The sequence below is a fragment of the Streptomyces sp. NPDC050625 genome, assembly GCF_040654755.1.
Classification (GTDB): Bacteria; Actinomycetota; Actinomycetes; order Streptomycetales; family Streptomycetaceae; genus Streptomyces.
Genome location: NZ_JBFAIQ010000002.1, coordinates 554,853 through 577,699 on the forward strand (window position 1 = coordinate 554,853; position 22,847 = coordinate 577,699).

The following is a 22,847-nucleotide window of genomic DNA, read 5'->3' on the forward strand; positions in this document are numbered from 1 at the left end:
AGGTTTTCGGCAGGGGCAGGGCTCAGTCGGACGAAGTCGGCGGGTGCGAGCGCACGATGTGCCTCAGTCGGTACTCGTTCAGACGCTCCAGAAGATCCGGCGGAAGCAGCCTGGACAGTACACGTTCGTGCAGCCATAGAACCTGGAACAGGGCATGACGGACGGACGGCGGAGGTGTCGTCACCCTTTCGTGCTCACCGAGCAGCAGGGGGACCATGTCGTTCTGCAGGAACTCCCCGAAAGCGTCGGATGTAGCTTCAGGCAGTCGCTCCCTGTCCCGGGAGAACGCAGTGAATAGTGCGTCCACGGTTCGTATCAGGTACTTGGAGGCTGTCGGAAACATCAACCGTACGCCGCGGAGAGCTCGCGTGTGAAGATCGCCGAGTTGCTCGTCGGTCACCGCTCCACGGTCGGCGAGCAGCAATTCGAGGAGGTCGTGGGCGAGCGATGAGGCCGGCGCGCCCTCAACCGGAGTGAAGACCGTCACTGCCTGGCCGAGCCAGCGGAACACGGGATCGAGACTGTGTCGTAGCACCGAGTCGTTCGTGCCGCCGGATATGGCCATCTTGAGCCACAGATCTTCCCAGTAGGAGCGCGACCAGCCCGAGCCGCCATGCGCCTGCGGATAGCGGAACAGCCAGTTCATGTCGAGTGGCTCGGGTGGCCTGGCGGCGTGAGGCCGCAGGGATACGCTCAGGGCCCGCCCACCATTGTCCCAGTACTGATGGACGTGCAGTGACACCGCGAAGTCCGTCCACTGGCTTTCGTCCATCGCTGAACGCCACAGCAGGCAGTGCCTGTGCCAGGTGCCTACCGGATCATCCGATTCCGGGAAGAGTGTCGACACAGGGCAGTGCCGTGCGAGCAGAACGATCACCAGAACTAGGTTTGACGCGTAGAGACCGTGGCGCGATGTGGTACGCAGCAGCGCCGGTTGATAGCCCGGAAGCTGATCCGTCGTGCGGGTCTCGTGCTGGCCCAGGACCCGGACGAGGAGCCGGACGAGGCGGTAGCGCTCATTCTCAGGCATCGATCCGGTCAAGGAGCGTGCGTAGCGCAGCATCTGGCGGGATGCCAGCGAGGTATAGGAAAGAAGCGCGTAGGCGAGGTCGTCGTGGATGTGGTGACCGCCGAGTGCGAGTGCAGGGCGGGGGGAGAGAAGGTCCGTGAGCAGATGCAGGGCAAGTCGCACCGCGAGGTACTCGCCGAACGTCGCGTGAAGGAATTCGTAGGTGGCGAGTATCTGCCCGTCCCGCCTGGACTGGGCGCGCTGGACGAAGAAGAACCGGCCCAGCACCACCTCGGCGGGGTTCAGGGGGGCGCGGAACCCGCTGGCCTGCACCGGCTGTCGCCCGAGCACTGCCGTGAGGTCCTCTTCCAGCTCTGTGGCCGACACCCACTGGCGGCCGCGGTTTAGCTGAGCGAAGGCCACCAGCGACAGACGCTGTAATTCCCGCTCGACGAGCTCGGCCGTTTCCTCCTCGGGTATCGCGCCCTGGGTCGTTTTCTCCACCTCGCGTCGGGCGAACGAGGAGAGCAGCTGTTCGTACAGCTCTGTCACGTCAAGGTTGTCACCGGCGTCTTGGAGCGTTCCTTGGGTGGCGTCGTACAGCGCGAGCATGGTCAGCAACAGAGGCTGGGCGGCGAGTTCCGCATGCCGCTCGATGTGCTCCCAGGCCAGGGGTGAGCGGTCGGCGGCGGCGAACCCGGCCGCGTTGGCTGCGTTCCACACAGTCAGCCACTGTCTGATGTGCTCGGGCCGGAAGGGTTCCAGACGAAGCACTACCAGACCGTCGGGAAAGCGGGCCCGATCCGCCACGGCGGTCCGGCTGGTCACAAGCGCCAGGACAGGACGGCCCTGATCCGCCTCGCGCTCCTGGAACTGGGCAACGCGTTCGAGAAAGTTGCTCTGGTGCACGCCAGTGGTCTGCAGCAACTCGTCGAAGCCGTCCAGGAGCAGCACGGGGGTGCTGCCGCCTGCTGAGCGCACCAGTTCCGGCCAGCTCACCTTCTCGCCGGTGGCGGCCCTGATCGCCTGCTCGATCTGTTCCTGGAGGTCGTCCTCCGCGCGGACGTCCCGCAGTGGCACGCGCACGGGGAGGAAGCCGACTGCCGGAAGCCGCGCGGCCAGCACGCGAGTGAGTACGGACTTGCCCGCTCCGGGCTGCCCCAGTACCAGCAGTGGCGCTTCTGCGAGATGCGGCGAGGTGAGCGCGCCGGCCAGATACCGTGTCAGATCCCGGCGGACCGGGATGCGCTCCCACCACTGCTCGTCGGTCGGCTCGCTGGATCCGGGCACGTCGCTCACTCGGAAGTCCGGGTCGAGATAGAGCTCCTCTGTGGTGGGGATTCGGATGCCGTCCGGCGCGGCCTCGGCGTCGAGCACGGTGCGGCCCAGCGCCACGCGGTGGGCGCGTGCGAGAGCTGCTGCCACGTCGACCGGCGGGTACAAGGCCTCGGCTGTTCGGGTGAGGAGTGTCTCCACCCCCACAAGGGCCCGGCTGACCTCTGTATGGGTGGCCTGCTGCGCCAGTTGCGTCGTCCAGAACGCAAACTCCGGTGCATGCGCGGCTAGTTGAACGTACAGGCTTTGGTAGCGCTCTTGAGCCTTCCTCGGCAGGACCCGGGTGAGGCTGTCGCTGGCCTGCTCGCGCCGACGTTGAGGAAGCCTCTCCCAGACGGCCAAGCCCTGAAGGAAGCGCACAAACCTGTCGGCGTATTCGCCGTAGCGGACCAGCAGGGCTGCCCCGACCGCATCTGACGTGGTGTGTGGCGCCGGACAGGGCAGGTCGGCATCGAGGAGCAGGGCCACAACTCCAGTGGACTGAGAGGCTGAGGAAGAGGATGCCGAATCCGACCGGGCGAGGGCGAGTTGTTCGCTGCGTGTCAGCTCCACCTGATCCAAGCCGAACGGCAGATCCAGCTCCGTCATCGCCTCGAAGAACGCCACCACCACGATCACGGTGTGCGCCGCGCGCAGCAGTTCTGTACGCTCCGCCCGGCCCTGGATCCGCCCGAGCCGCGCGCCGACGCTTCGTGCCGCATCACGGCCGAGCCCGATGAGACGGCCGTTGGCGTCCGCCATGCCGATCACAGTGCTGCTGACCCCGCCAGTGGCCAGGTTGAGCGCCCCGCCCAGCGCCTGGTCCAGTGCCGCCAGCCGCGGTGGTTCGGCGCCGAGGAGTACAAGCGCGTCGGCGAAGGTCAACAGTCTGCGCGCCCTCATGGCCCTCAATCCCCCTCGTCAGCCTCTACTTTGGCACGCGGAGGCCTGCTCGGGTCAGGGAACGGTGACATCTCCTGGCAACAGGCGCTTCGGCCCATGGCGTCCAAACCGAGGTCGTGGAGCTGACAATAGGTGAGCATCGGCAGAGGGGGCTCGGAGAACCCGTCGTGGACGGGTCTGCCGGTGTCCTGCGGCCAGCAAGTCACCCCGTTCGGAGCGTCGACCGGAGAGCACTGGCAACCCATCAGCCGCTGCGAGCGGGGCCGCGGAGGCCGGCCAGAGGACTCCCCGGAGCGTGCCGGCGGGCCAGCCATTCAGCCCGGTTCTCGGCCGCTGTGCCCAGCCGGAGGTGTGTCGCCTGCTGGCGCGAGTGGTTGTCACGGGTATGGCAAACAGTCGGGCTGTCGTTTCGCCAGCCGAGGCGAGGGATGACACCGTGTGCCAGCTGGTGTCCGTACAGGTGGCCCGGCATTGTGCCACGGCGAGTCCTTCCCGGCCGTGACGCTGCCCGGGAACTGGCGTGACCCGTGCTGGAGATCCCTGCTGTTCAGAACCAGCAGTCGGAATTGGACGATGCGCGGTAGAGCTTGGCCCGGTAATGGGCTCGAACCGACTCGTCGGCCAGCCACGCCGTCCATTCGGCGGCCGGAATGCGCACAGGCGCTGGCTCACCGATCAGGGCGAGCTGTTCGTCAACGGGAGCGAGCCCAGAGCTGTTCACCTCCACCAGTGGGAACAGTCCGGGCTCAAGGTCGTTCTCAGGCCGTATCAATGCGGCCGTCGTCCGGCGCTGAAACCGTGGCCGGAGCACTGGGCGCAGAAAGAGGCATCGAGCAGGCGACGCCGTCAGAGGCCCGCGGGGCGCACGCGGCTGGCCCGCCGTATCAGCGTCGGTGGCCGAGCTGCGGACGCTGAGCGCACTGACGCACAGCCCACAGTGAGGACGTGGTCGTCCCTGGCGCTCGACGGGGGCGGCCACTCACAGCGCTCGCTCTGCCGGGGGACCGGAAACCTCTGGGGCAGGGCGGGTAGGACCGCGAAGAAGCCCCAGCCGGGATGCAGGCACCGGCTGGGGCTTCTCTGGCGTATGGGCGTTACAGGGGTCGGATGTTCTCCGCCTGCGGGCCCTTCTGGCCCTGCGTGACGTCGAACTCGACCTTCTGGCCCTCGCGAAGCTCGCGGTAGCCCTGGGTGGCGATGTTCGAGTAGTGCGCGAAGACGTCCGGGCCGCCGCCGTCCTGCTCGATGAAGCCGAAGCCCTTCTCCGCGTTGAACCACTTCACAGTGCCCTGCGTCATGTGCCTGTCTCCTTCGAGGGGACTCGAATCGGGCCCCGCACCGTGCGGGACCCGGAGGTGATCGCCCTGGTCCGGAGAGGCGTTGAACAGCAAAAACGCCCGCGATGACAATCACGGGCGAACGGGACTTCGGAACCACGACTGCTAATCACGACGGTACACCGGGCGGTGGTACTCGGCCACAAAGAGCCACGGACGGCAACGCGATCCCGTGGGACGGCCGACCGCTACTGACAGCCGTCTCCCGAGTGCGCCTCACCTGCAACTCGGCCAGGCTGAGGATATGGCTGACCGTCGCGTGATCGTGTTCCCGCCCGCAGAGGGAGGCGGCCGGCGCGTCCAGGTCGACAGCGAGACCCTGGGCACCGCATACGGTCTGCACGATCTCGCGGTGTTCTTGGAGCGGGCCGGCCTGGAGGGGCTGGACGTCGTGGACGTGGTGAGCTCGCCGCTGATCGAGTGGCACGGTGGCGGCCCGGAGGTGTGGGAGCGCTGAACGCCCGTCGGAGGGCTGGCGGCCGTCTCACCCTTTCGACGCACAGCGGTCGCTGTCGCACGTGGCTTCGCGTTCGCTGGGAGCGAGCCCGGCATGAGACCGGAGCTCGTCCCCCCTCAAACCAAGGAGACACAGCCATGGACCAAGGCAAGATCCATGAGTGGGACGCGAAACCGGGCGAGGGAAGCATAAAGAACGACCGAGGTGGTCCCGTGCTGTACTTCACGGTAGACGACCTCATGATCGACCCCGACGAGATCCACCCCGGGGACACCGTCTCGTTCCGGATTGAAGGACCCGGACGCGCGGCCATGGTCAACAAGGCCTGAGTCGCGACGGCAGCGTGCGGCAGGCAGTGAGTACCCCTGCGGTGAGCTTCACCGCCGTAGCCGCGAAGGGTGGGCAGCAGGGCTTCGGCGCGAAGGCGCTCTGGGCGGGTAATCCGGTTTGCGGTTCCGGGGTGTTCTGTGGGGGTACGGAGCGGGCACGCCCCCGGTGATCATGTGAGTGTCTACATCCCGTGATCACACTCCTCGGACGCCCCCGAGACGACCCGTGCCCTGCTGGCAAGGATTACAAGGCCGAGCCGATGCACCCCTACTACGCCGCCGAGCGCGGTCTGGTCGACGACGTCATCGACCCCGCCGAGACCCGCGAGGTGCTGATCGGCGCCCTCGCGATGCTGCGCGAGAAGCACGACCCGCTGCCGGTACGCAAGCACGGAAACCAGCCGACGTGACCGTCCAGGGGTGCCGGTCCGTCTCCCCCGCATGGGGGAGACGGATGACCCCACAGGCTGAGGCGCGGCGGCGCCGAAGCGACGAAAGTCGATCACATGCTCAAATACACAGCTCCGGGCGTACAGCGCTGGGCAATCCGCAGCGCCTACGCCGTACCGCTGGTCACCTTGCCCTCGGGCCTGTGGCGGCTCGCTCTGGCCGCCGGGCTCCCGGTGACATCGGAGCCGTTGCGCACGGGCTGGGGCGTGGCGTACGTCCTGATTCTGACGGCGGTCACGGAGGGTCTCGCCCTACTGACGCTCGGTCTGGTGCAACCGTGGGGTGAGGTCGTGCCGCGCTGGATCCCGCTGATCGGCGGCCGTCCGGTGCGCCCGCTCGCGGCGGTGGTCCCGGCGCTCGTCGGGGCGTTCCTGCTGTTCGCTCTGAGCCTTCTGGTCGGCTTCGTTCAGGGCCGCAATCTGGCGGATGACGTTCTCACGGACACCGGGGCCCAGACGATTCTCCTCGTCGCCTGCTACGCCCCGCTGCTCGCCTGGGCTCCGCTCCTCGCGGTGTCGGCGATCGCGTACTACCGGCGGCGCACGACCTCGGCTCCCGCGCCGGAGGGGGTGCTTGAGCGGGCCTTCAGCGCGAAGTCGTAATGTCCTGTTTTTGATCACGGGATGGCAAGGATGGTCAGGGGCCGGGTGGCGTCACGTGCGTTGTGCCGGAGGGCTGCGGCGATCGCCTGGTGTCCGGCGGTGTGCAAAGCGCCGATGGCCAGGTTGCGCCAGGTGGCCATGGCTCTGGGCGCGTTGCCGGTACGGAGCTGGGAGGCGTCCTCGGCGAAGGTCGTGTCTCTGACGTGGTGCAGGGATTCGACTTGCCAGTGCCCGCGGATCAAGGAGGCGAGCCGGGCGGGAGAGGCCTGCTCGGCGCCGAGGCTGGTGACTGCGTAGACGGTCTTGAAGCTGATCTTGCCGGTCCTGCGGTTCACGCGGCGGCGTTTGACCTCGATGGCCTGCAGTGCGCCGGGGAACAGCAGGTTGTTCACGGTGCATACCTTGAGCCTGCGGATCTCGGCTCGGCCGTGCCCGTGCTCGCGGGTCCGCTCCTGGAGCGGGACCTTCTCCCACGGCAGCTTCTCGAGCTGCTTGCGGAGCTTTTTCTGGTTGCCCTTGACGATCACGATGTAGTGGGCGCCGCGCCGGAGCAGGTAGGCGGCATGGTCGCGCTGGGTGTGAAGTGCGTCGCTGGTCACTACGGTGTCCGTGAGGTCGATGGCGTCCAAGAGCGGCTGGAAGCAGGGGATTTCATTCGTCTTCTCCTCCACGTCGACCTGTCCCAGGACCACGCTGGTGGTGTGGTCGACGGCAGACAGCAGATGGATCTTGCGGCCGTGGGCTCGGGGCCGCACCGCGCAGCGACTTGTCGTCCACCGCGACGGCACGCAGGCCCGTCGCGGCCATCCGAGCACGACGGGCGGTGAGCCAGGCACCCACGGCCCGGTCGAGCTCGTCGCCGTCGACGCCGGCGAGGACACGGCGGATGGTCGCCTCGCAGGGCGCCTGGCGGCGCCCGCTGAAGGGATCGCGACGGGCGCCCAGTCGGGCCAGCACGTCCTGCGGCGCGTCGGCTGCCCACTCGCTGATCGCCAGCAGCGAGTTCGCTCCGGTCAGTACGGCGGCGGCCGCGATCGCCAGCACACCGGCCAGCGGATGAAGTCGGCCCCGCGGATCACGCGGGTCGGATACCCGGGCCAGACAGGACAGCAGACCAGGGCACTCTTCCTCGGCCAGGACCGGGTCACAGGCGAGTTGGTCAAGTACGGCCGGGACGGGAGAGGATGCAGCGGCGGGCACGGTCCTCCAGCGTGATCATGGGACGTAGACACTCACATGATCACCGGGGGCGTGCCCGCTCCGTACCCCCACAGAACACCCCGGAACCGCAAACCGGATTACCCGCCCATAGCACCTTCGCGCCGAAGCCCTGGGGTGGGCAGCAGTGCCCGCCCTTCGCTTTGCCGTATCAGTCCGGTCAGATGTGGTTCAGCACCGTGCCCACGAGCCACAGGAACGCCAGGAACAGCACGACCCCGATCGGTCCGGGGCCTCGCCCCCGCGACTGCGGCGGCCACCGACACGCACGCCCACGCCGATCGGCCCGATCTTGGTGCCAATACGCATCAGTTCTCCCCCATCTCTGTCTCAGCTCGGATCACACGGTGTCAGCAGGCGGGGCCGATCTCGACCTGCACCTTCTTCAGGCGCGCGGCCGGCGTGGCATCGGAGTTGTAGCCGGGATTGTCGGAGGCCTACGCCGCCTCGGTGCACTACCCGGGCCCGGTCGGCGAAGTGTGCTGGAGAGACTGGAACGTGCCATCGCACAGCCCGTAGTCCCAGTTCCCGAGAACCTGCGCGCTGTCCGGCAGGCCAGGCACCTTCATCCAGAGGTCGACGTCGCGCGCTGGCGGTGCCGAACAGGTCGGGTGAGGACTTGCCGCACGTGCCTTCGCCCCGGTTGCGCTCGGTATACTCCGGCCCAGCGCCGCAGAGTGGCCGGCTGCTGCGTGCGACGGCTTCGCCTCAGTCTTGGCGGTGCTGCCCTTCCCTCCGCCGACGATCCCCGCGATGACCGCGCTGAGGACGAACACAACGGCCGCGGCCGCGAAGATCCCGCAGCCCCTTTGCCAGCGGCGACGGCACGGTTCCCCGGTTCTCCTGCTTCCCGGCCCAGTCGAAGGACGACTCCGCCGTGCGCTTCTTCGCTCAGAAGCACGGGGCACTGCAGAACGAACCGGCGTTGCTGAACCAGCTGGAGGCACTGCTTACCGCACGCGATCCACGAGTTCCTCGACGGCAGGCACGAACTGACTGTCGGCCTGCCCGAGATCGTCGGCGGAACGGACTGCCTCGTAGAGGTGTCGGTCGACGATGACCGGCTGCTGCTGTCCGCCAGCGCCGAGGATGTGGAGATGGGCAGCTCCGGCGGACGCACGATCCTGCGCAATCACGGGGAGGGCCGCTACGGCACTCGGCTCACACTTCCTAGCCCGGGAACCTGGCGAGTGACCGTGGGCGATCCGGTGAATATGGGGCGGGTACACGTGGTGAGCAGTGTCGTGCTGGTGGCGCAGCCGTGACTCTGACAGAGTGTCGGGCGAGGCTCACGATTGGCTCCAAAAACGCAGCCCCGCTTGCGCTACCACAAACGTATCGTCAGCGGTCAACTCGCCCCTCGGACACTTGCACTTGCTGTAGGGATACGGATACGAGGGCCTCGACCTAAGGGTCGCGGTCCTCGTTGCGTTGTCGTCCGTGATCGTGATGCCCAGGGCCCTCGTACAGGGGCCCTTCTTCCCGGCGTCAGTCGGTCTGGATGCGTTGTGCGATGTCTCCGAGACTCTCAGTGATATCCCGGATCTGGTCGGCGGTGAGCGGTGGTTTCTTCTCCCGGGTGATGGTGGGAAGGGCGTCGAGCTTCTTCTGTGCTGTCTCCTTGTCCTGCAGGCGAGGCGCCGCTCGCATTCCTTGATCGCCTGGCGGGCTTGGGCTTGCTCCGGGGTCTGGGGCTGCGCGGGGCTCGCTGCGACGCTCGCGTGGCTGAGCGTGGTTAGGGAGGCGGTGAGCCGGTCCGGGGCGAAGGCGCGGGCGATCCACGTGTCGAGTGCCCGGCACACGATGTCTTCGCGCAGGTTGATGGTCCGCGGGTGGTCGAGCCCGGGGCAAAGGGCTGCTTCCTGTTCCTTGTACTCGCATCGGTAGTAGACACGGTCGCGGATCGGAGAGGGCGCACTGGGCCACGGGCAGACACGGGGAATGGTGGGCGGCAAGGCCATAGATCGACGATCAAGGGGGCCGGTCTGGGCGGATGATTTATCGGCAGCCGCAGGGTCCGTTCCGCTGCGGAAGGGGTTCGCCGGTGTTGAGGTTGCGGTCCCAGCTGCTGGAGGGGATGTGTTCGGGCAAGCGGTGGCCCGCGCAAAAGACGTAGCTGGTGGACCGGAGGCTGCTCGGAGAAGTCCAGCATTCTGCGGATCGCTCCGAGGACTCAGGCCAGGCCGAGAGCGATGGAGACTTCGTTGTGAGGCACACCGACTCGGTTCGGCCCGTGCGGTCGTGCCGGTGATCAGCGGATCCCTGCTGTCACGTTCGCGCTGACCGCGCGGATCGAACCCCCGGGCGGCAGAGACGCGGCGGCGGTTCCTTCCGTACGCAGTTCGAGCAGGAGCGACTTGGCACGCGTCAGCAGCTCCTGCTGGCGCTCGATGCGCTCGATCTGCTCGTCGAAGCGCTGCTGGGCCTGGGCGCAGTGCGCGATGGACGGCGCGTTGACGCAGGGGAGGACCGTGACGATGTCGACCATGTCCAGCCCGACCCGCAGCAGCAGCTTGATCTTGGCGATCTGCTCCAGTGCGCCGGCGTCGAACTCGCGGTAACCGTTGCTCGCGCGCCGGGACGACAGCAGGCCCGCGGACTCGTAGTACCGGATGGAGCGCGCGCTCGCTCCCGACCGTTCCGACAGTTCTCCGATGCGCATCGCAGCTCCCTCTCGGGCCTCAGACCGTGGTGCGGCTCATGGACGACAGCGAGTGCAGTAGCCGCACCTGGTCGTCGTTCAATCCGGCATCATGCGCGGCCGTTCGCCGCTCATCGGGGGGACTGCTGCCCGTCAACAACAGCAACGCGTCCTGACACTCGATCTCCCGCCGGTATTTCCGGTAGGAGACGTCGAGGCGGTCCCACAGCCCGCGCAGACCGTGTTCCCTGGGCAGCACCACGTCCGGGTACATCGTGGTGAGCCGCCGCCAGACCGGCCCCAGGAGGAGAAAGGCGCGCAGATCGTCGTACCACCGACGGCATGCCGCCGCGAATCGCCAGAGGGCCGTGAAGTGCACACCGAGCACACTGGCCAGGACGGCGGCTTCGGTGAACAGGAAGTTGAGCACGCTGTACCAGGCGAACCAGCCGTTTCCCACGAGCAGTTGGGTGAGCACCAGGACCAGGCGGTTGACACAGGTGACCGCGTACGCGGCCATTCCGATCGCGCCCACGGCCACAGCGATGGTGACGTGGCCGCGTACGATCCGGGTGATGCGGAGGCAGGCGATCGCCGAGGCTGTGGAGCAGTAAAGGAAGAACAGGTTCCCCAGCACGTAGATGCCGACGATCCGCCAGTCGCCGGTGTACTCGTTCTGCAGCGGATTGGTGCGCAGCCGGGGCGGGGTCGCCGCCATGAGGGCCGCGAGGAGCACACTGACCGCCCACGCGGACAGGAACAGCCGTCCCCGCCACCAGGGAACCGTGCTGTGGGGCTCCAGGGGAGCCCAGAGATAGGCGGTGAGGAGCGCCAGGCTCACGGACACGCCGGTGTCCATCGTGATGGACGCGACGCCTGGCACGCTCTCGAACGGAATGTGCTGCCGGGCGACGGGGATGCCGACCAGGGCGGCGATGGTGAAACTGCCCAGCGCCACGATCAGCATGGTCGCCTGCGGGTCGCGTCTCTGCTTCAGACGCACCTCGGCCATCTTCGCCAGCAGGGCGACACACAGGAAGCCGGACAGGATGTACTGAACCGTGGTGGCCATGTCGGCTCAGTCCCCGGCGAAGTACCGGTGCACGTCCCACGAGATGCCCGGCTCGGTGCGGTCGTCGGTCATCTGCTCGGCGAAGGCAGCGGCGAGCAGTTCGGCCTCGCGTTCCGTCTCCGAGTCGTAGGCTGAGCGGAGGCGCAGGACCGCGCCGCCGTCCCGTTCTTGGTCGAGTATGGGGAGTACGGGTTCGTACTCGGGGAACGTCTCGCCTTCGTGCTCGCACAGTATGTGGGCGAGTTCATGCAGCACGATGTGGTCGTGGTGGGCGCCGGTGGCCAACTCCTGGACGACCACGACGTCGTCGTGCGCCCGGCAGACCCAGACCCCCATCGGGCCCGGGATCGGCAGTCGCGATTCCACGACGCGTATCGGCCTGGCCCGCAGCGAACTGATCTGGTCACACAGTTCGTAGGCGGTCGCGTAGGGGTCCAGTTGCAGCGAGCGGACGAATTTTCGGCAGGAGTGGATATTCGGCAACCGAATGGCCGTCACTTGTTTCCGTCCATCATGTCTAGGATTGCGATGAGTTGATTCCGCAATTCGGGCGTCATCTTTCCCGCACGCATGGCGATGTGCCGGACCTGTTGGTCCGCGAGTGGTGAGAGGGCTTCCCTGCCGTCGGCGGTGGGATTCTTCGTTCCGGAAGAGCCGGAGGTGAGCCAGTCGACGCTGATCTCCGGATGTCCTTCGGGCAGGTGGTCGTTGAAGAACCGCACGAGCGCGACGACCACGGCGATGGACGGGTTCGTGTACCTTCCGGAGCGGAGCATGCCGAGGTAGCTGCGGGACAGTTTGACGGCGTACCTGCCTTCGGGCCGGCTGATCGTGTCCGCGACCTCGCCGGTGCCGAAATTACGCCACCTGTTCTCGTGGTCGGGGCCGCCCGCCACCGAGAAGAGGTAATTGAGCCGACCAGTAAAGCTCTCACCGCCGTCCCGAACGTCCAACTTGCCGCTCCGTTCACCATGACACGCCGATGTGGACAGTGAATGCCGACTTTGCGCAGTGTACTTGGAAGCCGATCGAGGGGCCCGGTTCACCGCCTCGCCCCCGCGCCCAGGACCGACCGCGCGTACTTGGTGACTTCGGCCGCCTCGTCCGGTCCGAGCGGGCCCGAGCGCACCGCGGCCGCGTTCGCGCTGAAGTGCTGCGGCCGGGACGTCGCCGTGAGCACCGACGTGACCTGATCATGCGTCAGCACCCAGCGCAGCAGAGTCTCGGGCCAGGTGGAGCAACCGAGTTCGCGCAGCCACTCGGCGGGCGGAGGCGAGGCGAGCAGCTCGCCCTCACCGAACGGACGCATCACCACTACGCCGATCCCGGACTCGGCGGCCGCCGGGAGGGCGTCCTCGGCCAGCGACGTCTCGGCCGCGTTCAGATTGATCTGCACGAAGTCGACCAGGCCGTCGTCGATCACGCGGATGAGATCCGCGCGGCTGCCGCCGATACCGAAGGCGTGGTCGAACTGGTAGGTGACACCGGTGAACCGGACGCGCCCGGCCGTCTTCTGCCGGTCGAGCCACTCCAGGTTGCGGCGCCAGCCGTTGAGATTGTGGACCTGCAGAAGATCGATCGAGGGGCGTCCGTAGGCGGCGAGCTGACTTCTGAACACCGCTTCGACGGCGTCGGGGTCGGTGTCCCAGATCTTGGTCGCGACGAAGAAGGTGCGGTCGCCGCGGAGCAGTGCCGCGAGACGGGGTTCCGCGTCCGAGTAGACCGGAGCGGTGTCGACGAGTTCGGCGCCGGCCTCGCGGGCGGCCCGTAACACCCCCGCGAGCCGGTCCGGATCCGGATGGCTGAAGGTACGCCACGTGCCGAGTCCGACCACGGGAAGGTCGATGCCGGCCTTGTGGGCAACGCGTCGCGGTACGGTCGAGGTCATCGATGATCCCTTCAGGCGTTTCGAGAGGGCGGGGCAGGTCTCGTCGAGCCTGGGGAGCCCGTCCCGATCCAGGCCCTGGGCAGGGCCCTGCGCCACCCTCTGTGGTCAACCGCCTGCGTGGGGTCGTGTGCCGTGGCGTGAGCGCCATCCGGCTTCTCCCGCGTCGCAGGACGGATGAGCGAGACGTTATGGTTTGACACCGGTGTCAGGTCAAGTGAGCGTCCCCACAACAGCGGCCGGTTTCTCGTCCGGTGCGGGTCTTGTGACCTGCACGGCGTCGAGCAGGCCGGGGAAGCGGGCGTCGAGGTCGTCGCGCCGCAGGGTGATGATCCGGGTGGTTCCCCGGACCTCGGTGTGCATGACGCCGGATTCGCGCAGGACCTTCAGGTGGTGCGAGAGCGTCGACTTGGCGATCGGGTAGTCGAGTTGGCCGCAGGTGCGGGAGCCCTCCGTGTGCATGACGCGCGCGATGTCCCGGCGGATCGGGTCGCTCAGTGCGTGCAGCACCTTGTCCAGGGAGATCTCGCGCCGATCGGGGTGGTAGAGCTGGCTGCGCATGCGCGACCTCCTGGTTGACGTGTGAGCCGGCGCCGGACTCTGCCCGACACGAGGCTCCGGCCTGCCTGATTCAACGTTCTACGATAATAGAACCTTGGGTTTCCGGGGAGCTTACGGCCGACGGTCCGGGGTCCGTGCCTTCCGCCCCGGCACGAGCCCCGCTGCCCGCCGGGTCAGCTGTGCAGTGCCCGGCGCAGCACCGTGGCGCGCTTCTCGTCCGCCGAGGGGCGACCTGCGCCGTCGGGATCAGAAGGCCAGATCGTAGGCCCCGGGGAACACATGCAGCTCGACCGGCACTTCCGCGGCGAGGAGGTTCTGCGCGTAGGCGACCGCCTCGTCCGGGCACGGGTCGAACTCCACCGCGACGATGCACGCCGGGGGCAGGCCCGACAGGTCCTTCACGCGGGCGGGGCGCGGTGTTCACCGGTACGTCGTCCCCGTCCGACCGCTCGCCGAGGTAGGGGTGCCAGCCGGTCCGCGCGTTCGGCGGGTTCCAGCCATTGGAAGGCGAGGGCGGGGACGCCCGGTCCCGGGTCGGCAGCGCCACGGCCGCGGCCAGGCCGCCGCCGGCGCCGGCGCTGGTTCCGTGGACGGCGATAGGGCCGGCGTCGCGAGGCGGTAGCCGACGGAGACGACCAGGGCGTCAACGCGGCGCGCGATGTCGAGGCAGTTGGGGTCGTCGTCCGATGTCATCCCGAACACAAAGCCGCCCCATGGAAGTTGAGCATCGCCGGCAGGGTCTCGTCGCCGCCCGCGGGCCCGGCACTGAATGGGCGCGGCCTGGCAGCGCTTCCGGGTCGCTTCCGAGTCGGTCAGGTCGAAGGCGTCAAAGTGTGCGACGGCATCGACGTCGGCGTCATAGCGGTAGGTCATGGAGCGATCCGTGGTCGTGGGGAGGGGTGGAGGAGCGGACGCGGGCCGGCGGTCGCCGCGCGGCCCGCGTCCGCTTGGTCACTGTCCCGGGAGGAGCACGATCTTTCCGCCGACTCCGCCCCGCATACCGAGTTCGAGCGCCTCGCCGGCCTTCGCCAGCGGAAAGCGGGCGGCGATCGGCAGTTCGAAGGGGCTGTGACCGATCAGGTCCAGCGTGGACGCCAGTTCCAGGGGGACGTGGTCCAGGAAGGGGACACCCCGAGCACGGGCCTGGAGGTCCGCGACCGTGACTCGGCGCTCTGGGATGCTCACCAGGCGTACCGCGACCCCGGTCGGCTGGGAGCCGCCCGCGCAGTCGACGGACGCACCGAACGGGCCGAGTTCCTCCAGCCGTTCGAGGAGACCGTCGCCGTACTCGACCGGGGTGACCCCGAGCCGTCGCAGCAGATCGTGGTGGTGGGCCGAGGCCGTGCCGACCACCTCCTCGGCGCCCATCAGCAGGGCCAGTTGGACGGTGGCGAGGCCCACTCCGCCGGACGCGCCGTGCACCAGCAGGCGTTCACCGGCACGCAGCCCGACCTGGCGGAGGGCGGAGTAGGCGGTGCCCGCGGCCACGGGCAGGACAGCGGCCTGCTCGGCGGAGAACCGGCCCGACTGGGGCGTGAGTTCGTCGGCCTCCTGGGAGGCGGGGACGGCCTCGTACTCCCGGTAGGCGCCGGGCCGTCCGTGACGGATGACGGGATCGCCGACCCGGAACCGGCGTACGCCGGCACCGACGTCGACGACCACTCCGGCGGCCTCGACGCCCAGGCAGCCGCCGGGCAGCTCCATGGGGATGTGCGCCCGCAGACCACCGTTCAGGATCTTCCAGTCGATCGGGTTGACCCCGATCGCGGTGTAGCGGACCACGACCTCGCCGGGTCCTGGGGCGGGGATGGGCACGTCGGTGGCGTACAGCGCGTCCGGTGCTCCGTACCGGTCGAAGAGCACGGCCGTGTTCATGCGCCGGCCTCCTGCTTGCGGAAGGCGCCCGAGGCGGCGTACACCGCGAGCGAGACCAGGTACGCGGCGACGGTGAACGCGGCCACGCCCCAGAAGCCGTCGACCTTGCCGAGCAGGACACCGCCGACGGCGCCGCCGACGGTGGTACCTACGTACATCGCGGAGTTCGCCAGCGAGGAGACCGTGCCGCGGGCGGTCTCGGTCTGCTGCTGAAGGATGCTCATGAAGACGGGGAAGAGGAATCCGCCGACCATCATGACGAGCGCCAGCAGCACCAGCGCGGTGGGGAGGTTCGGGGACAGCGGGACCAGGCAGTACAGGACGGCCATGACCAGTACGGCTGTCAGCAGCGAGCGGTACAGACCGAGGCGCTGGACGAGCCTGCTGCCGAACAGTGAGCCGATCACGTTGCCCGCGCCGACCGCCATCATGGCCGTGCCCACGGACCCGACACTGAGGCCGAAGTCCTTGGTGAACCATGACCCGAAGAACGAGATGGCCTCGAAGTTGCCGGTCTGGAAGACCAGGTAGCCGAGGAGGAACCAGCGCAGCCGTCCTGCGCCGAGTACCGTGCGGTAGGTGCCGAGGACGGCCCGCGCCCCGGTGGGGGCCCCGGGGCGGCCCGGCACCGACGGGAAGTAGCGGGCGAGCAGCAACCACAGCAGCACGGAGACCGCGCCGATGGTCCAGAAGGGCAGGTGCCAGGAGTCGGCGGCGAGCCAGCTGCCGAGCGGGATGCCGGCGAACTGCGCGATCGACAGGCCCGCCGTGGCGAAGCCCATGGTCCGCACGATCTCCTGGGGCTTGACCAGGACGGGGATGGAGGCCCAGATCTGCGGGGAGACGAACGCGGCGCTCACACCGGCGAGGAACCGGAAGAGGATCATCGTCCAGAAGCCCTGCGCGAATCCGCACAGGGTCGTCATCACGATGAACCCCACCAGCCCGGTCAGCAGCACCCGGCGACGGTCGCGCCCGTCCGACAGCGGCCCGGCGATCAGGGCGAAGACCGCGTAGCCGAGGGCGTAGGCGCTGACCATCCAGCCGGAGATGTCGGAAGAGACGTCGAAGGTGCGGGTCAGTGTCGGCAGTAGGGGCGCGACGAGGAAGGTGTCCGTTCCGATGACGAACATCGTGGCGAACGCCAGCAAGGAGACGGTTCGCGCCGAGGGCGCGGCCGTCTTCGGGTCCGTCGCGGTCGGAATCGAGGAGAGGGGGGAGGTACTGGTCATGTCATCATCACCGCCCAGGAGCGGTTGAGTTTCCCTTCGAGCATGTGGAGGGCCTGGATCGCGATGAACCCTTCATCGGTGGTCTCCGAAGGGCCGCCGGGTGCGCGGGAGAAGCCGCCGTCGGCGCTCTGCCGGATCGCGATCCACTGCTTGCAGGCTTCGGTGTCGGCGGGCATGGCGCCGAGCATGTAGAGCGCCGCGATGGCGTGGTACGACCCCACGAAGCTCTCCGCGCCGCCTTCCCGGTAGCGGAAGCCGCCTGCATCCGTCTGCAGACCGCGCAGCCATGAGACGGTCTTCTCCGCGTGCGGCGGGTGCAGGCCGAGCGCGATCAGGGCGCCGACCACGCGGAAGGTGGCGAACGTGTCCGACGGCGAACCGGGCTGGTTGCCGTAACCCCCGTCCGGGTTCTGGCAGTCGAGCAGGTACGCCACCAGATCGTCCTCCCGCTCGGGGCGGGCGCCCAGTGCGACCAAGGTCAGCGTGGCGAGGTGGGAGTGCCAGGCGTCGCACGGGTAGCCTGCCGCGTTTCCGAACCCGCCCTCCGGGCGTTGGCAGGACCGCAGGAACGCCACGCAGCCCTCGCGGTCGAATGCGGGGTGGTCGCCGCCACCGAGGACGACGGCCGTCAGGACCGCACAGTAGGTGGTGAACGTCTCGGAAGGCAGGGACGGCTGCTCGCCGAAACCGCCGTCCGGGTTCTGGGTGGCGAAGATGCCGGTGAGCACGCCCGGCACGTTCGGCACGGGCTCGCCCAGGGCCATCAGATCGGATACCACGTGCAGCACGGAGAAGGTCTGCGCGGTGCGGTCGGAGCGCAGGCTCAGCGGCGAACGGTAGGGGGTGAGACCGTAACCAAGACCAGAGGCGGTGGACCGGAGCCAACGCAGGTAGTGGGCGACATCGATCCGGCCCTCGGACAGGGGCGCGGTGGTGACGTGGCCGAGATCGTTGTCGAACGGCTCCGGCTCGGGCCGCTCGACCAGGGCCGGCGCGCTCCGCGTCGTGGGCACCCGGTCGCCGAGGGCGGCCAGTGCCAGCAACTGGGTCTGGGCGTGCTTGCCGTGGAAGGGAACGTAGGTGGTGTTACCGACGGCGAACGAGCCGGTGCTGCGCGGCGGCACCATGACATGCCGGGCGAGCGGGACGGTCGGGTCGACGGGGGTGGAGAACCAGCTGCCCTGCCCGTGGAACACCCCTCCGGCGAAGGGATCGCCGTACCGCTCCAGTTCGGCCGTGGCCTCCTCGGCGAGCGCCTTGAGGCGTACGTCGGTGTCGGCGTCGCCGGTGCCGATGGGGGCGGCGCCGCGGGCGGCCAGGACGAGCAGGGCATGGTCGGCGACGAGCTTCGACGGGAACGGCGAGTCGGGGCGGCCGTGCAGGGCGGCGATCGGGTCGACGCGGACCACGGAGTGGGCGTCGCTGCGGTCCCAGTAGCCGTGGGCACCGGTGTGGCCGTGGTGGGCGTGGACGTGCAGCAGCGCCCGCCGTGCCCGGTCGGCCGCGCCGCCGCGGCCGCGTTTGTGGAGCGCGGTCCAGGCGAGGGCGGCCAGGGCGCTCGCCCGGGTGCGGTGGCCGTGGAGGGTGTCCGGTTCGCCTCGCGGGGTGAGGCAGGCCCAGACGGCGTCGCCATGGAGGTACCGCTCCAGGTGGTCCGCGGCCTCGTCGAGGAACGCCGAGCCGTCCTCGGCCACGGCGTCGGCGGCCAGAATCAGGACCGCGGTCTCCTCCAGGGGGCTCGCTCCGTCCAGGACGGTGGACCAGGAGCGGTCGAGCCGGGCGGGCCACCTGTGCGCGAGGGCCGCCCGGGTCAGGCGGAGCAGGTGCTCCCGGGCCTCGACGGTGAGCGCGGCGTCGTTCAGCAGGGTGCCCGCCCGATGCAGGGCCCAGGCGGCCAGTGCCTGCGCCGAGGGGGTGCGGACGTCGCCGACCGGCTGGGGTGCTCCGGTGACGTCCAGCAACTCGCGGAAGCCGGGCTGCTCCGGATCGGTGAACTCCCGGAGTGCCGCGAGGAGTCGGGCCACGAGGACCTCGTCACCCGGCCCGGGCAGCACCAGGAGGGCGAGGGCGGCGTCGCGCAGGGTGCGGTCGGGGGTGAGTACGTCGGTGGAGTCCCGGCCGAGGACCGCGGGGACGCGGGCGTGGTCGTCCAGGAGGTGTTTCAGGATGTAGGCGCGCAGGGAGGGAGGACTGGTCATCAGGTTCCTTTTCGTTGCATGGCTTGTTCGCCACTCCCGGTGTTCGTGTTTCGTGAAACATCGAATTACGAGGATCCTAGCAGGGCCGGGGACCAACGGCACAGGTTTGCCTGGGTGTTGAGTCCTGTCGGTGCTGTCGCGCCCCCGCCGGCCACCCGGGAGTGCGTACGGTCGCGGCGGGCGGTACGAGGCGGGAAGCGGCCGGCGTGAGCGGTGCGGGCAGCGGCCGCGAGGTGTGCGCAGGCTGGGCCGATGCCGAAGGCCACGGTGAGCCGGACAGGGGGTGTCGCAGTGGCGCGGCTACCGGTGAACGACCCGGTCAATCAGGCCAGTTGGTCGATCTCCGGTGCGGTGAAGGCGGGGAGTCCGAGTCGGGCGAGCGGCTTGAACTCCTCGGTCTCGCGGTACTCGTCGGGTCCGCCGAGGACGAAGAGGGTGGGAAGAGCGCCATGGCCACCCCCGTCGCCCGGTCGGGTGTCGTCACCAGGAAGGCCTCTTGCAGTAGCGTCATCCGGTCGCGCAGGAAGTCGCGCACGACCACGCCGTCCGGAGCCTCCGTCCCCTCATGGGTCAGCAGGACGAGCCGGAGGTCCGGGTACCGCAGGCGCAGGCGCCGGTGGACGAGGACGCAGTACTCGGCGAGCCGCTGCCCGCTCTCCACGGACACGGCCGCGCCGCAGTCGATCGAGCCGACCATGAGGGGGCCGGGTTCCCGGACCGAGGCGGGTGCGCAGAACGGTCCCGGCCTCGCGCTCCGGCAGGTCAGGGACGCTGGGTCCGGTGAGGACGGCTCGGTTCCCGGGCTGGGCGCGGGCGACGGAGATCTCCCCGTCCGGTTCGAGCACCCAGGGCCGGCCGGTCACGATCACCTCCGCTGTACGCACGGCCCGGTGAAGGCGGCGTGCAGGGAGTCGCTGCCCCGGCGTATGCCCCGGCGGTCGACCCGGAAACGGCTCGCCTCAAGGGCGCTCTCGACGAGATGGCGGACGGGGATGTCATGGCGGTCGGTGACCAACGCGTGGGGCAAGCCGCCGATACCGGCGCGGATGTCCTGGACGCCGAACACGAGGTCGGTCGGCGCTCCCGGTAGTGCGCCAGATGGCCGAGCACCTGTTCGCCGTCCAGGAAGGCGGGGCCGATGAAGTCGCCGATGTACGTCGTCCATTCGAGCTCGCGCCGCAGACCGGTCCGTGGCGCGTGCCCGGGCGTGCGCTCCGTCGTGTCGGTCACCGTGACCCCGGCCGCGCCGAAGGTGGGGTCGAACGTGGAGCGCGAGGAGCCCACGGGACGGTGAGTTCGTCTTCCGGTGCCTGGCGGCCCAGTTCGCGGGAGAGGGCGAGGGCGCTCGCCGTGTGCCGCCGACCGGTCGGGTGGGGCGTCGGAGAATTCTCACGGACGGCTCCCGTGGCGGGGCGCCAGCACCCCGGCGGTGGTGTGTTCGGCCGGGACGTCACCGATGACGACAGCGCCCGGGGCGACGACGGCTCCGTCGCCCAGTGCGCAGGGGCCGACCAGGGTAGCGTCGGCGCCGACCCGGACGCCGGCGCCGACGAGGACGGGGCCGCCCTGCCAGGGCAGGGAACGCCGCGTCAGATCGTGGCCGCTGGAGACCACGAGAACGCGTGCTCCCAACTCCGTGCCCGGGCCGATGTCGATGCCGTCGGAGCCCTCCAGCACCGACCCGGCCCCGATCCGCACGCCCGAGCCGACCCGCAGGCCGCCCCGAGGCGATGGGCCGTCGGCGCGCCCCATGGCGACCACTCCGGCCCCCAGGTGGACGGCGGGGTCGCCGGAGAGGTCCGCGTCGAGCAGCCCGCCCCCGTCCGAGGTCCACCCGGCCGGCAGGGGCTTGCGGCCGAAGTCGGCGCGGGCCCGTACGCGGGCGACGACAGAGGTGAAGTCGGGCGCCCCGTCCTCGATGACATCGCGCCGGCGCAGGACGCGCGCCGGTCGCCCCACAACGATCGTGTCCGCGGGGACGTCGGCGGTGACATGAGCGCCGGCCGCGACCACGGCCCCCGGGCCTATCCGGACCCCGGGATCCACCACGGCCCGCGCGCCGATCCAGGCCCCGGCCTCCACCAGGACGGGAGCGGCCCCCGATCGGCCGATGCGGGACATCGAGGCTATCTGGCAGCCCGAGACGATGCGCGCGCTGTCGATCCGGCAGCGGAACCCGATGAAGACACCGCCCTCCACGACGGACGCGCGCACGACGGTGCCGAAGCGGATCCACGCGCCGGGACCCACGGTCGTTCCGGGCGCCACCTCCGTGCCCGCCTCGACGAACGCCGACGAATCCCCTATCCCCTGGGGCAGCGGCTCGGATAACGGTGTGAGGGAATGTTCCATGTTGCCTGAAACTAATGTTTCGGACCGTGGCCGTGCAAGAGGTGGCTGAAATTCTTGACGATCCGCCGCCGGTCAATCCTCTGTAACAAAGGTTTCATCCATGTGACAACTTGAGGAATGAAATATTCCACTTCCGTTTCCCAGGTGTGGACTTGGGAAACTCGTTACTTTGAGTGTGGTCGGCGTCGCATCATCTCGCTAGCGGGTTGGCTAGTATAGTGTTGCGCAGGCATGTTCGATGTTCTACGATCATTGGAGCTGCTTCGGTCAGAGACCTGCCTGGAGCGAACGGGGGCAACGAGGAAACGGGTATCTCATTCCGGTTTCCTTCCGTCTTGCATCCCTGGGAACGGTGCGGAACACCGCAGAACCGCGAGTAACACCGTCGAAGGGTGAGATAATTCATGCATGTATTAGTCACGGGTGGTGCCGGTTTCATCGGCAGCAATTATGTGAGAAGGCTTCTTGACGGTCGCTCGGACATTCCCGCCGACCGCGTCACCGTGCTCGACAAACTGACCTACGCGGGCAACCTGGCCAACCTCGCCCCGGTCGCGGTACATCCCGCGCTGCGCTTCGTCGAGGGAGACATAGCCGACCCGCTACTCGTCCCGGACCTGCTGTCCGATGTGGACGCCGTGGTGAACTTCGCCGCCGAGACCCATGTCGACCGATCCATCCACAGCTCCGCCGAATTCGTCCACACCAATGTGCTCGGCACCCAGAACCTGCTGCAGGCAGCCCTGTGCGCAGGCGTGCCGCGGTTCGTCCACGTCTCCACGGACGAGGTGTACGGTTCGATCGAGTCCGGCTCGTGGACCGAGGACTGGCCCCTGGCTCCCAACTCCCCCTACGCCGCCGCCAAGGCGGGCGCCGACCTTCTGGTCCTCGCGTACGCCCGCACCCACGGCCTGAACGTCGGCATCACGCGCTGCAGCAACAACTACGGCCCGTACCAGTACCCGGAGAAGGTCATCCCCCTCTTCGTGACCACATTGCTGCGGGGCGGCACAGTGCCGCTGTACGGCGACGGACTCAACGTCCGTGACTGGCTCCACGTCGACGACCACTGCCGTGGCATCGACCTCGTGCTGGCCAAGGGTGCGCCAGGAGAGGTGTACAACATCGGCGGAGGACGGGAATTGGCCAACCGCCACCTCACCGGCCTGATCCTCGACGCCTGCGGAGCCGACTGGTCGTCCGTGCGACCGGTGCCCGATCGCAAGGGCCACGACCGCCGCTACTCACTGGACGACGGTAAGCTGCGGGCGCTCGGCTACCGTCCGCAGGTCGCCTTCGAGGACGGGCTCGCCGAGACGATCGCCTGGTATCGCGACAGCGTCGCCTGGTGGCAGCCCCTGACGAGCGAAAGCGTCGCCTGACGGGCGCGCCGCCCATCCCTGCGACAGACG

General features: G+C 68.8%; 25 protein-coding genes and 1 pseudogene. 7 read left to right on the forward strand and 19 right to left on the reverse strand.

What is annotated here, in order from left to right; all coding sequences use genetic code 11:
* Window positions 1-22: 22 nt before the first annotated feature.
* The 3 genes from AB0I54_RS06695 to AB0I54_RS06705 all read right to left on the reverse strand — a co-directional run bounded on the left by AB0I54_RS06695 (window position 23) and on the right by AB0I54_RS06705 (window position 4,524).
* The gene (locus AB0I54_RS06695; protein ID WP_363294804.1) at window positions 23-3,208 is read right to left on the reverse strand and encodes a hypothetical protein; all 3,186 of its coding nucleotides are present in this window, start codon (window positions 3,206-3,208) and stop codon (window positions 23-25) included.
* A 565-nt stretch (window positions 3,209-3,773) separates the two neighbouring features.
* A complete protein-coding gene (locus AB0I54_RS06700; protein ID WP_363294805.1) occupies window positions 3,774-3,953 on the reverse strand; it encodes a hypothetical protein in 180 nt (59 codons plus the stop codon).
* Between the two features lie 367 nt (window positions 3,954-4,320).
* Window positions 4,321-4,524, reverse strand: coding sequence for a cold-shock protein (locus AB0I54_RS06705; RefSeq protein ID WP_363294806.1), 204 nt, complete (start codon window positions 4,522-4,524; stop codon window positions 4,321-4,323).
* Between the two features lie 283 nt (window positions 4,525-4,807).
* On the opposite strand from AB0I54_RS06705, the gene AB0I54_RS06710 reads away from it, so the two are divergent.
* The 4 genes and pseudogenes from AB0I54_RS06710 to AB0I54_RS06725 all read left to right on the forward strand — a co-directional run bounded on the left by AB0I54_RS06710 (window position 4,808) and on the right by AB0I54_RS06725 (window position 6,401).
* A complete protein-coding gene (locus tag AB0I54_RS06710; protein ID WP_363294807.1) occupies window positions 4,808-5,020 on the forward strand; it encodes a hypothetical protein in 213 nt (70 codons plus the stop codon).
* 137 nt (window positions 5,021-5,157) lie between these two features.
* Complete coding sequence (locus AB0I54_RS06715) at window positions 5,158-5,349, forward strand: hypothetical protein (protein ID WP_363294808.1); 192 nt, start codon at window positions 5,158-5,160, stop codon at window positions 5,347-5,349.
* A 239-nt stretch (window positions 5,350-5,588) separates the two neighbouring features.
* Window positions 5,589-5,759 (forward strand): annotated as a pseudogene (locus AB0I54_RS06720) (carboxyl transferase domain-containing protein); the annotation flags it as partial.
* Between the two features lie 96 nt (window positions 5,760-5,855).
* Window positions 5,856-6,401, forward strand: a complete 546-nt coding sequence (locus AB0I54_RS06725; RefSeq protein WP_363294809.1) for a hypothetical protein — start codon at window positions 5,856-5,858, stop codon at window positions 6,399-6,401.
* 14 nt (window positions 6,402-6,415) lie between these two features.
* On the opposite strand, the gene AB0I54_RS06730 is transcribed toward AB0I54_RS06725, so the two are convergent.
* Together AB0I54_RS06730 and AB0I54_RS06735 are read right to left on the reverse strand one after the other, a co-directional pair.
* Complete coding sequence (locus AB0I54_RS06730; RefSeq protein WP_363294810.1) at window positions 6,416-7,156, reverse strand: ISAs1 family transposase; 741 nt, start codon at window positions 7,154-7,156, stop codon at window positions 6,416-6,418.
* Window positions 7,053-7,601: a transposase family protein gene (locus tag AB0I54_RS06735; protein ID WP_363294811.1), complete on the reverse strand. Its 549-nt coding sequence runs from the start codon at window positions 7,599-7,601 to the stop codon at window positions 7,053-7,055. The genes AB0I54_RS06730 and AB0I54_RS06735 overlap by 104 nt, the downstream gene beginning before the upstream one ends.
* A 1,061-nt stretch (window positions 7,602-8,662) precedes the next feature.
* Between AB0I54_RS06735 and AB0I54_RS06740 the strand changes: the two genes are divergently transcribed.
* Entirely contained in the window at window positions 8,663-8,884 is a 222-nt protein-coding gene (locus AB0I54_RS06740; RefSeq protein WP_363294812.1) for a hypothetical protein, read from the forward strand.
* 223 nt (window positions 8,885-9,107) lie between these two features.
* On the opposite strand, the gene AB0I54_RS06745 is transcribed toward AB0I54_RS06740, so the two are convergent.
* From AB0I54_RS06745 to AB0I54_RS06805, 13 genes are all read right to left on the reverse strand, one after another.
* Window positions 9,108-9,269, reverse strand: a complete 162-nt coding sequence (locus AB0I54_RS06745) for a hypothetical protein (protein WP_363294813.1) — start codon at window positions 9,267-9,269, stop codon at window positions 9,108-9,110.
* 601 nt (window positions 9,270-9,870) lie between these two features.
* Entirely contained in the window at window positions 9,871-10,281 is a 411-nt protein-coding gene (locus AB0I54_RS06750; protein ID WP_363294814.1) for a MerR family transcriptional regulator, read from the reverse strand.
* A 19-nt stretch (window positions 10,282-10,300) separates the two neighbouring features.
* On the reverse strand, window positions 10,301-11,332 hold the full coding sequence (locus AB0I54_RS06755) for an MAB_1171c family putative transporter (protein WP_363294815.1): 1,032 nt from the start codon (window positions 11,330-11,332) through the stop codon (window positions 10,301-10,303).
* A 6-nt stretch (window positions 11,333-11,338) separates the two neighbouring features.
* The gene (locus tag AB0I54_RS06760) at window positions 11,339-11,830 is read right to left on the reverse strand and encodes a hypothetical protein (protein ID WP_363294816.1); all 492 of its coding nucleotides are present in this window, start codon (window positions 11,828-11,830) and stop codon (window positions 11,339-11,341) included.
* Window positions 11,827-12,285 (reverse strand): hypothetical protein, encoded by a 459-nt coding sequence (locus AB0I54_RS06765; RefSeq protein ID WP_363294817.1) that lies wholly within the window; start codon window positions 12,283-12,285, stop codon window positions 11,827-11,829. The genes AB0I54_RS06760 and AB0I54_RS06765 overlap by 4 nt, the downstream gene beginning before the upstream one ends.
* Before the next feature lie 89 nt (window positions 12,286-12,374).
* Complete coding sequence (locus tag AB0I54_RS06770) at window positions 12,375-13,220, reverse strand: aldo/keto reductase (RefSeq protein WP_363294818.1); 846 nt, start codon at window positions 13,218-13,220, stop codon at window positions 12,375-12,377.
* 210 nt (window positions 13,221-13,430) lie between these two features.
* Window positions 13,431-13,778 carry a helix-turn-helix transcriptional regulator gene (locus tag AB0I54_RS06775; RefSeq protein WP_316755467.1) on the reverse strand — a complete coding sequence of 116 codons (348 nt, stop codon included), beginning with the start codon at window positions 13,776-13,778 and terminating at the stop codon, window positions 13,431-13,433.
* A gap of 246 nt (window positions 13,779-14,024) precedes the next feature.
* Window positions 14,025-14,180 carry an alpha/beta hydrolase fold domain-containing protein gene (locus tag AB0I54_RS06780; RefSeq protein ID WP_363294819.1) on the reverse strand — a complete coding sequence of 52 codons (156 nt, stop codon included), beginning with the start codon at window positions 14,178-14,180 and terminating at the stop codon, window positions 14,025-14,027.
* Between the two features lie 549 nt (window positions 14,181-14,729).
* Window positions 14,730-15,653 carry an NADP-dependent oxidoreductase gene (locus AB0I54_RS06785; protein ID WP_363294820.1) on the reverse strand — a complete coding sequence of 308 codons (924 nt, stop codon included), beginning with the start codon at window positions 15,651-15,653 and terminating at the stop codon, window positions 14,730-14,732.
* Window positions 15,650-16,885 carry an MFS transporter gene (locus AB0I54_RS06790; protein ID WP_363294821.1) on the reverse strand — a complete coding sequence of 412 codons (1,236 nt, stop codon included), beginning with the start codon at window positions 16,883-16,885 and terminating at the stop codon, window positions 15,650-15,652. Before AB0I54_RS06790 ends, AB0I54_RS06785 begins: the two co-directional genes overlap by 4 nt.
* Window positions 16,882-19,083, reverse strand: a complete 2,202-nt coding sequence (locus AB0I54_RS06795; protein WP_363294822.1) for a prenyltransferase/squalene oxidase repeat-containing protein — start codon at window positions 19,081-19,083, stop codon at window positions 16,882-16,884. The genes AB0I54_RS06790 and AB0I54_RS06795 overlap by 4 nt, the downstream gene beginning before the upstream one ends.
* 319 nt (window positions 19,084-19,402) lie before the next feature.
* A complete protein-coding gene (locus AB0I54_RS06800; protein WP_363294823.1) occupies window positions 19,403-19,780 on the reverse strand; it encodes a hypothetical protein in 378 nt (125 codons plus the stop codon).
* A gap of 168 nt (window positions 19,781-19,948) precedes the next feature.
* Window positions 19,949-20,149 carry a hypothetical protein gene (locus tag AB0I54_RS06805; protein WP_363294824.1) on the reverse strand — a complete coding sequence of 67 codons (201 nt, stop codon included), beginning with the start codon at window positions 20,147-20,149 and terminating at the stop codon, window positions 19,949-19,951.
* A 72-nt stretch (window positions 20,150-20,221) separates the two neighbouring features.
* On the opposite strand from AB0I54_RS06805, the gene AB0I54_RS06810 reads away from it, so the two are divergent.
* A complete protein-coding gene (locus AB0I54_RS06810; RefSeq protein WP_363294825.1) occupies window positions 20,222-20,377 on the forward strand; it encodes a hypothetical protein in 156 nt (51 codons plus the stop codon).
* 95 nt (window positions 20,378-20,472) lie between these two features.
* On the opposite strand, the gene AB0I54_RS06815 is transcribed toward AB0I54_RS06810, so the two are convergent.
* Window positions 20,473-21,435, reverse strand: a complete 963-nt coding sequence (locus AB0I54_RS06815) for a DapH/DapD/GlmU-related protein (protein ID WP_363294826.1) — start codon at window positions 21,433-21,435, stop codon at window positions 20,473-20,475.
* Window positions 21,436-21,839: 404 nt separating this feature from the next.
* Between AB0I54_RS06815 and rfbB the strand changes: the two genes are divergently transcribed.
* Window positions 21,840-22,817, forward strand: coding sequence for a dTDP-glucose 4,6-dehydratase (rfbB, locus tag AB0I54_RS06820; RefSeq protein ID WP_363294827.1), 978 nt, complete (start codon window positions 21,840-21,842; stop codon window positions 22,815-22,817).
* Window positions 22,818-22,847: the final 30 nt, after the last annotated feature.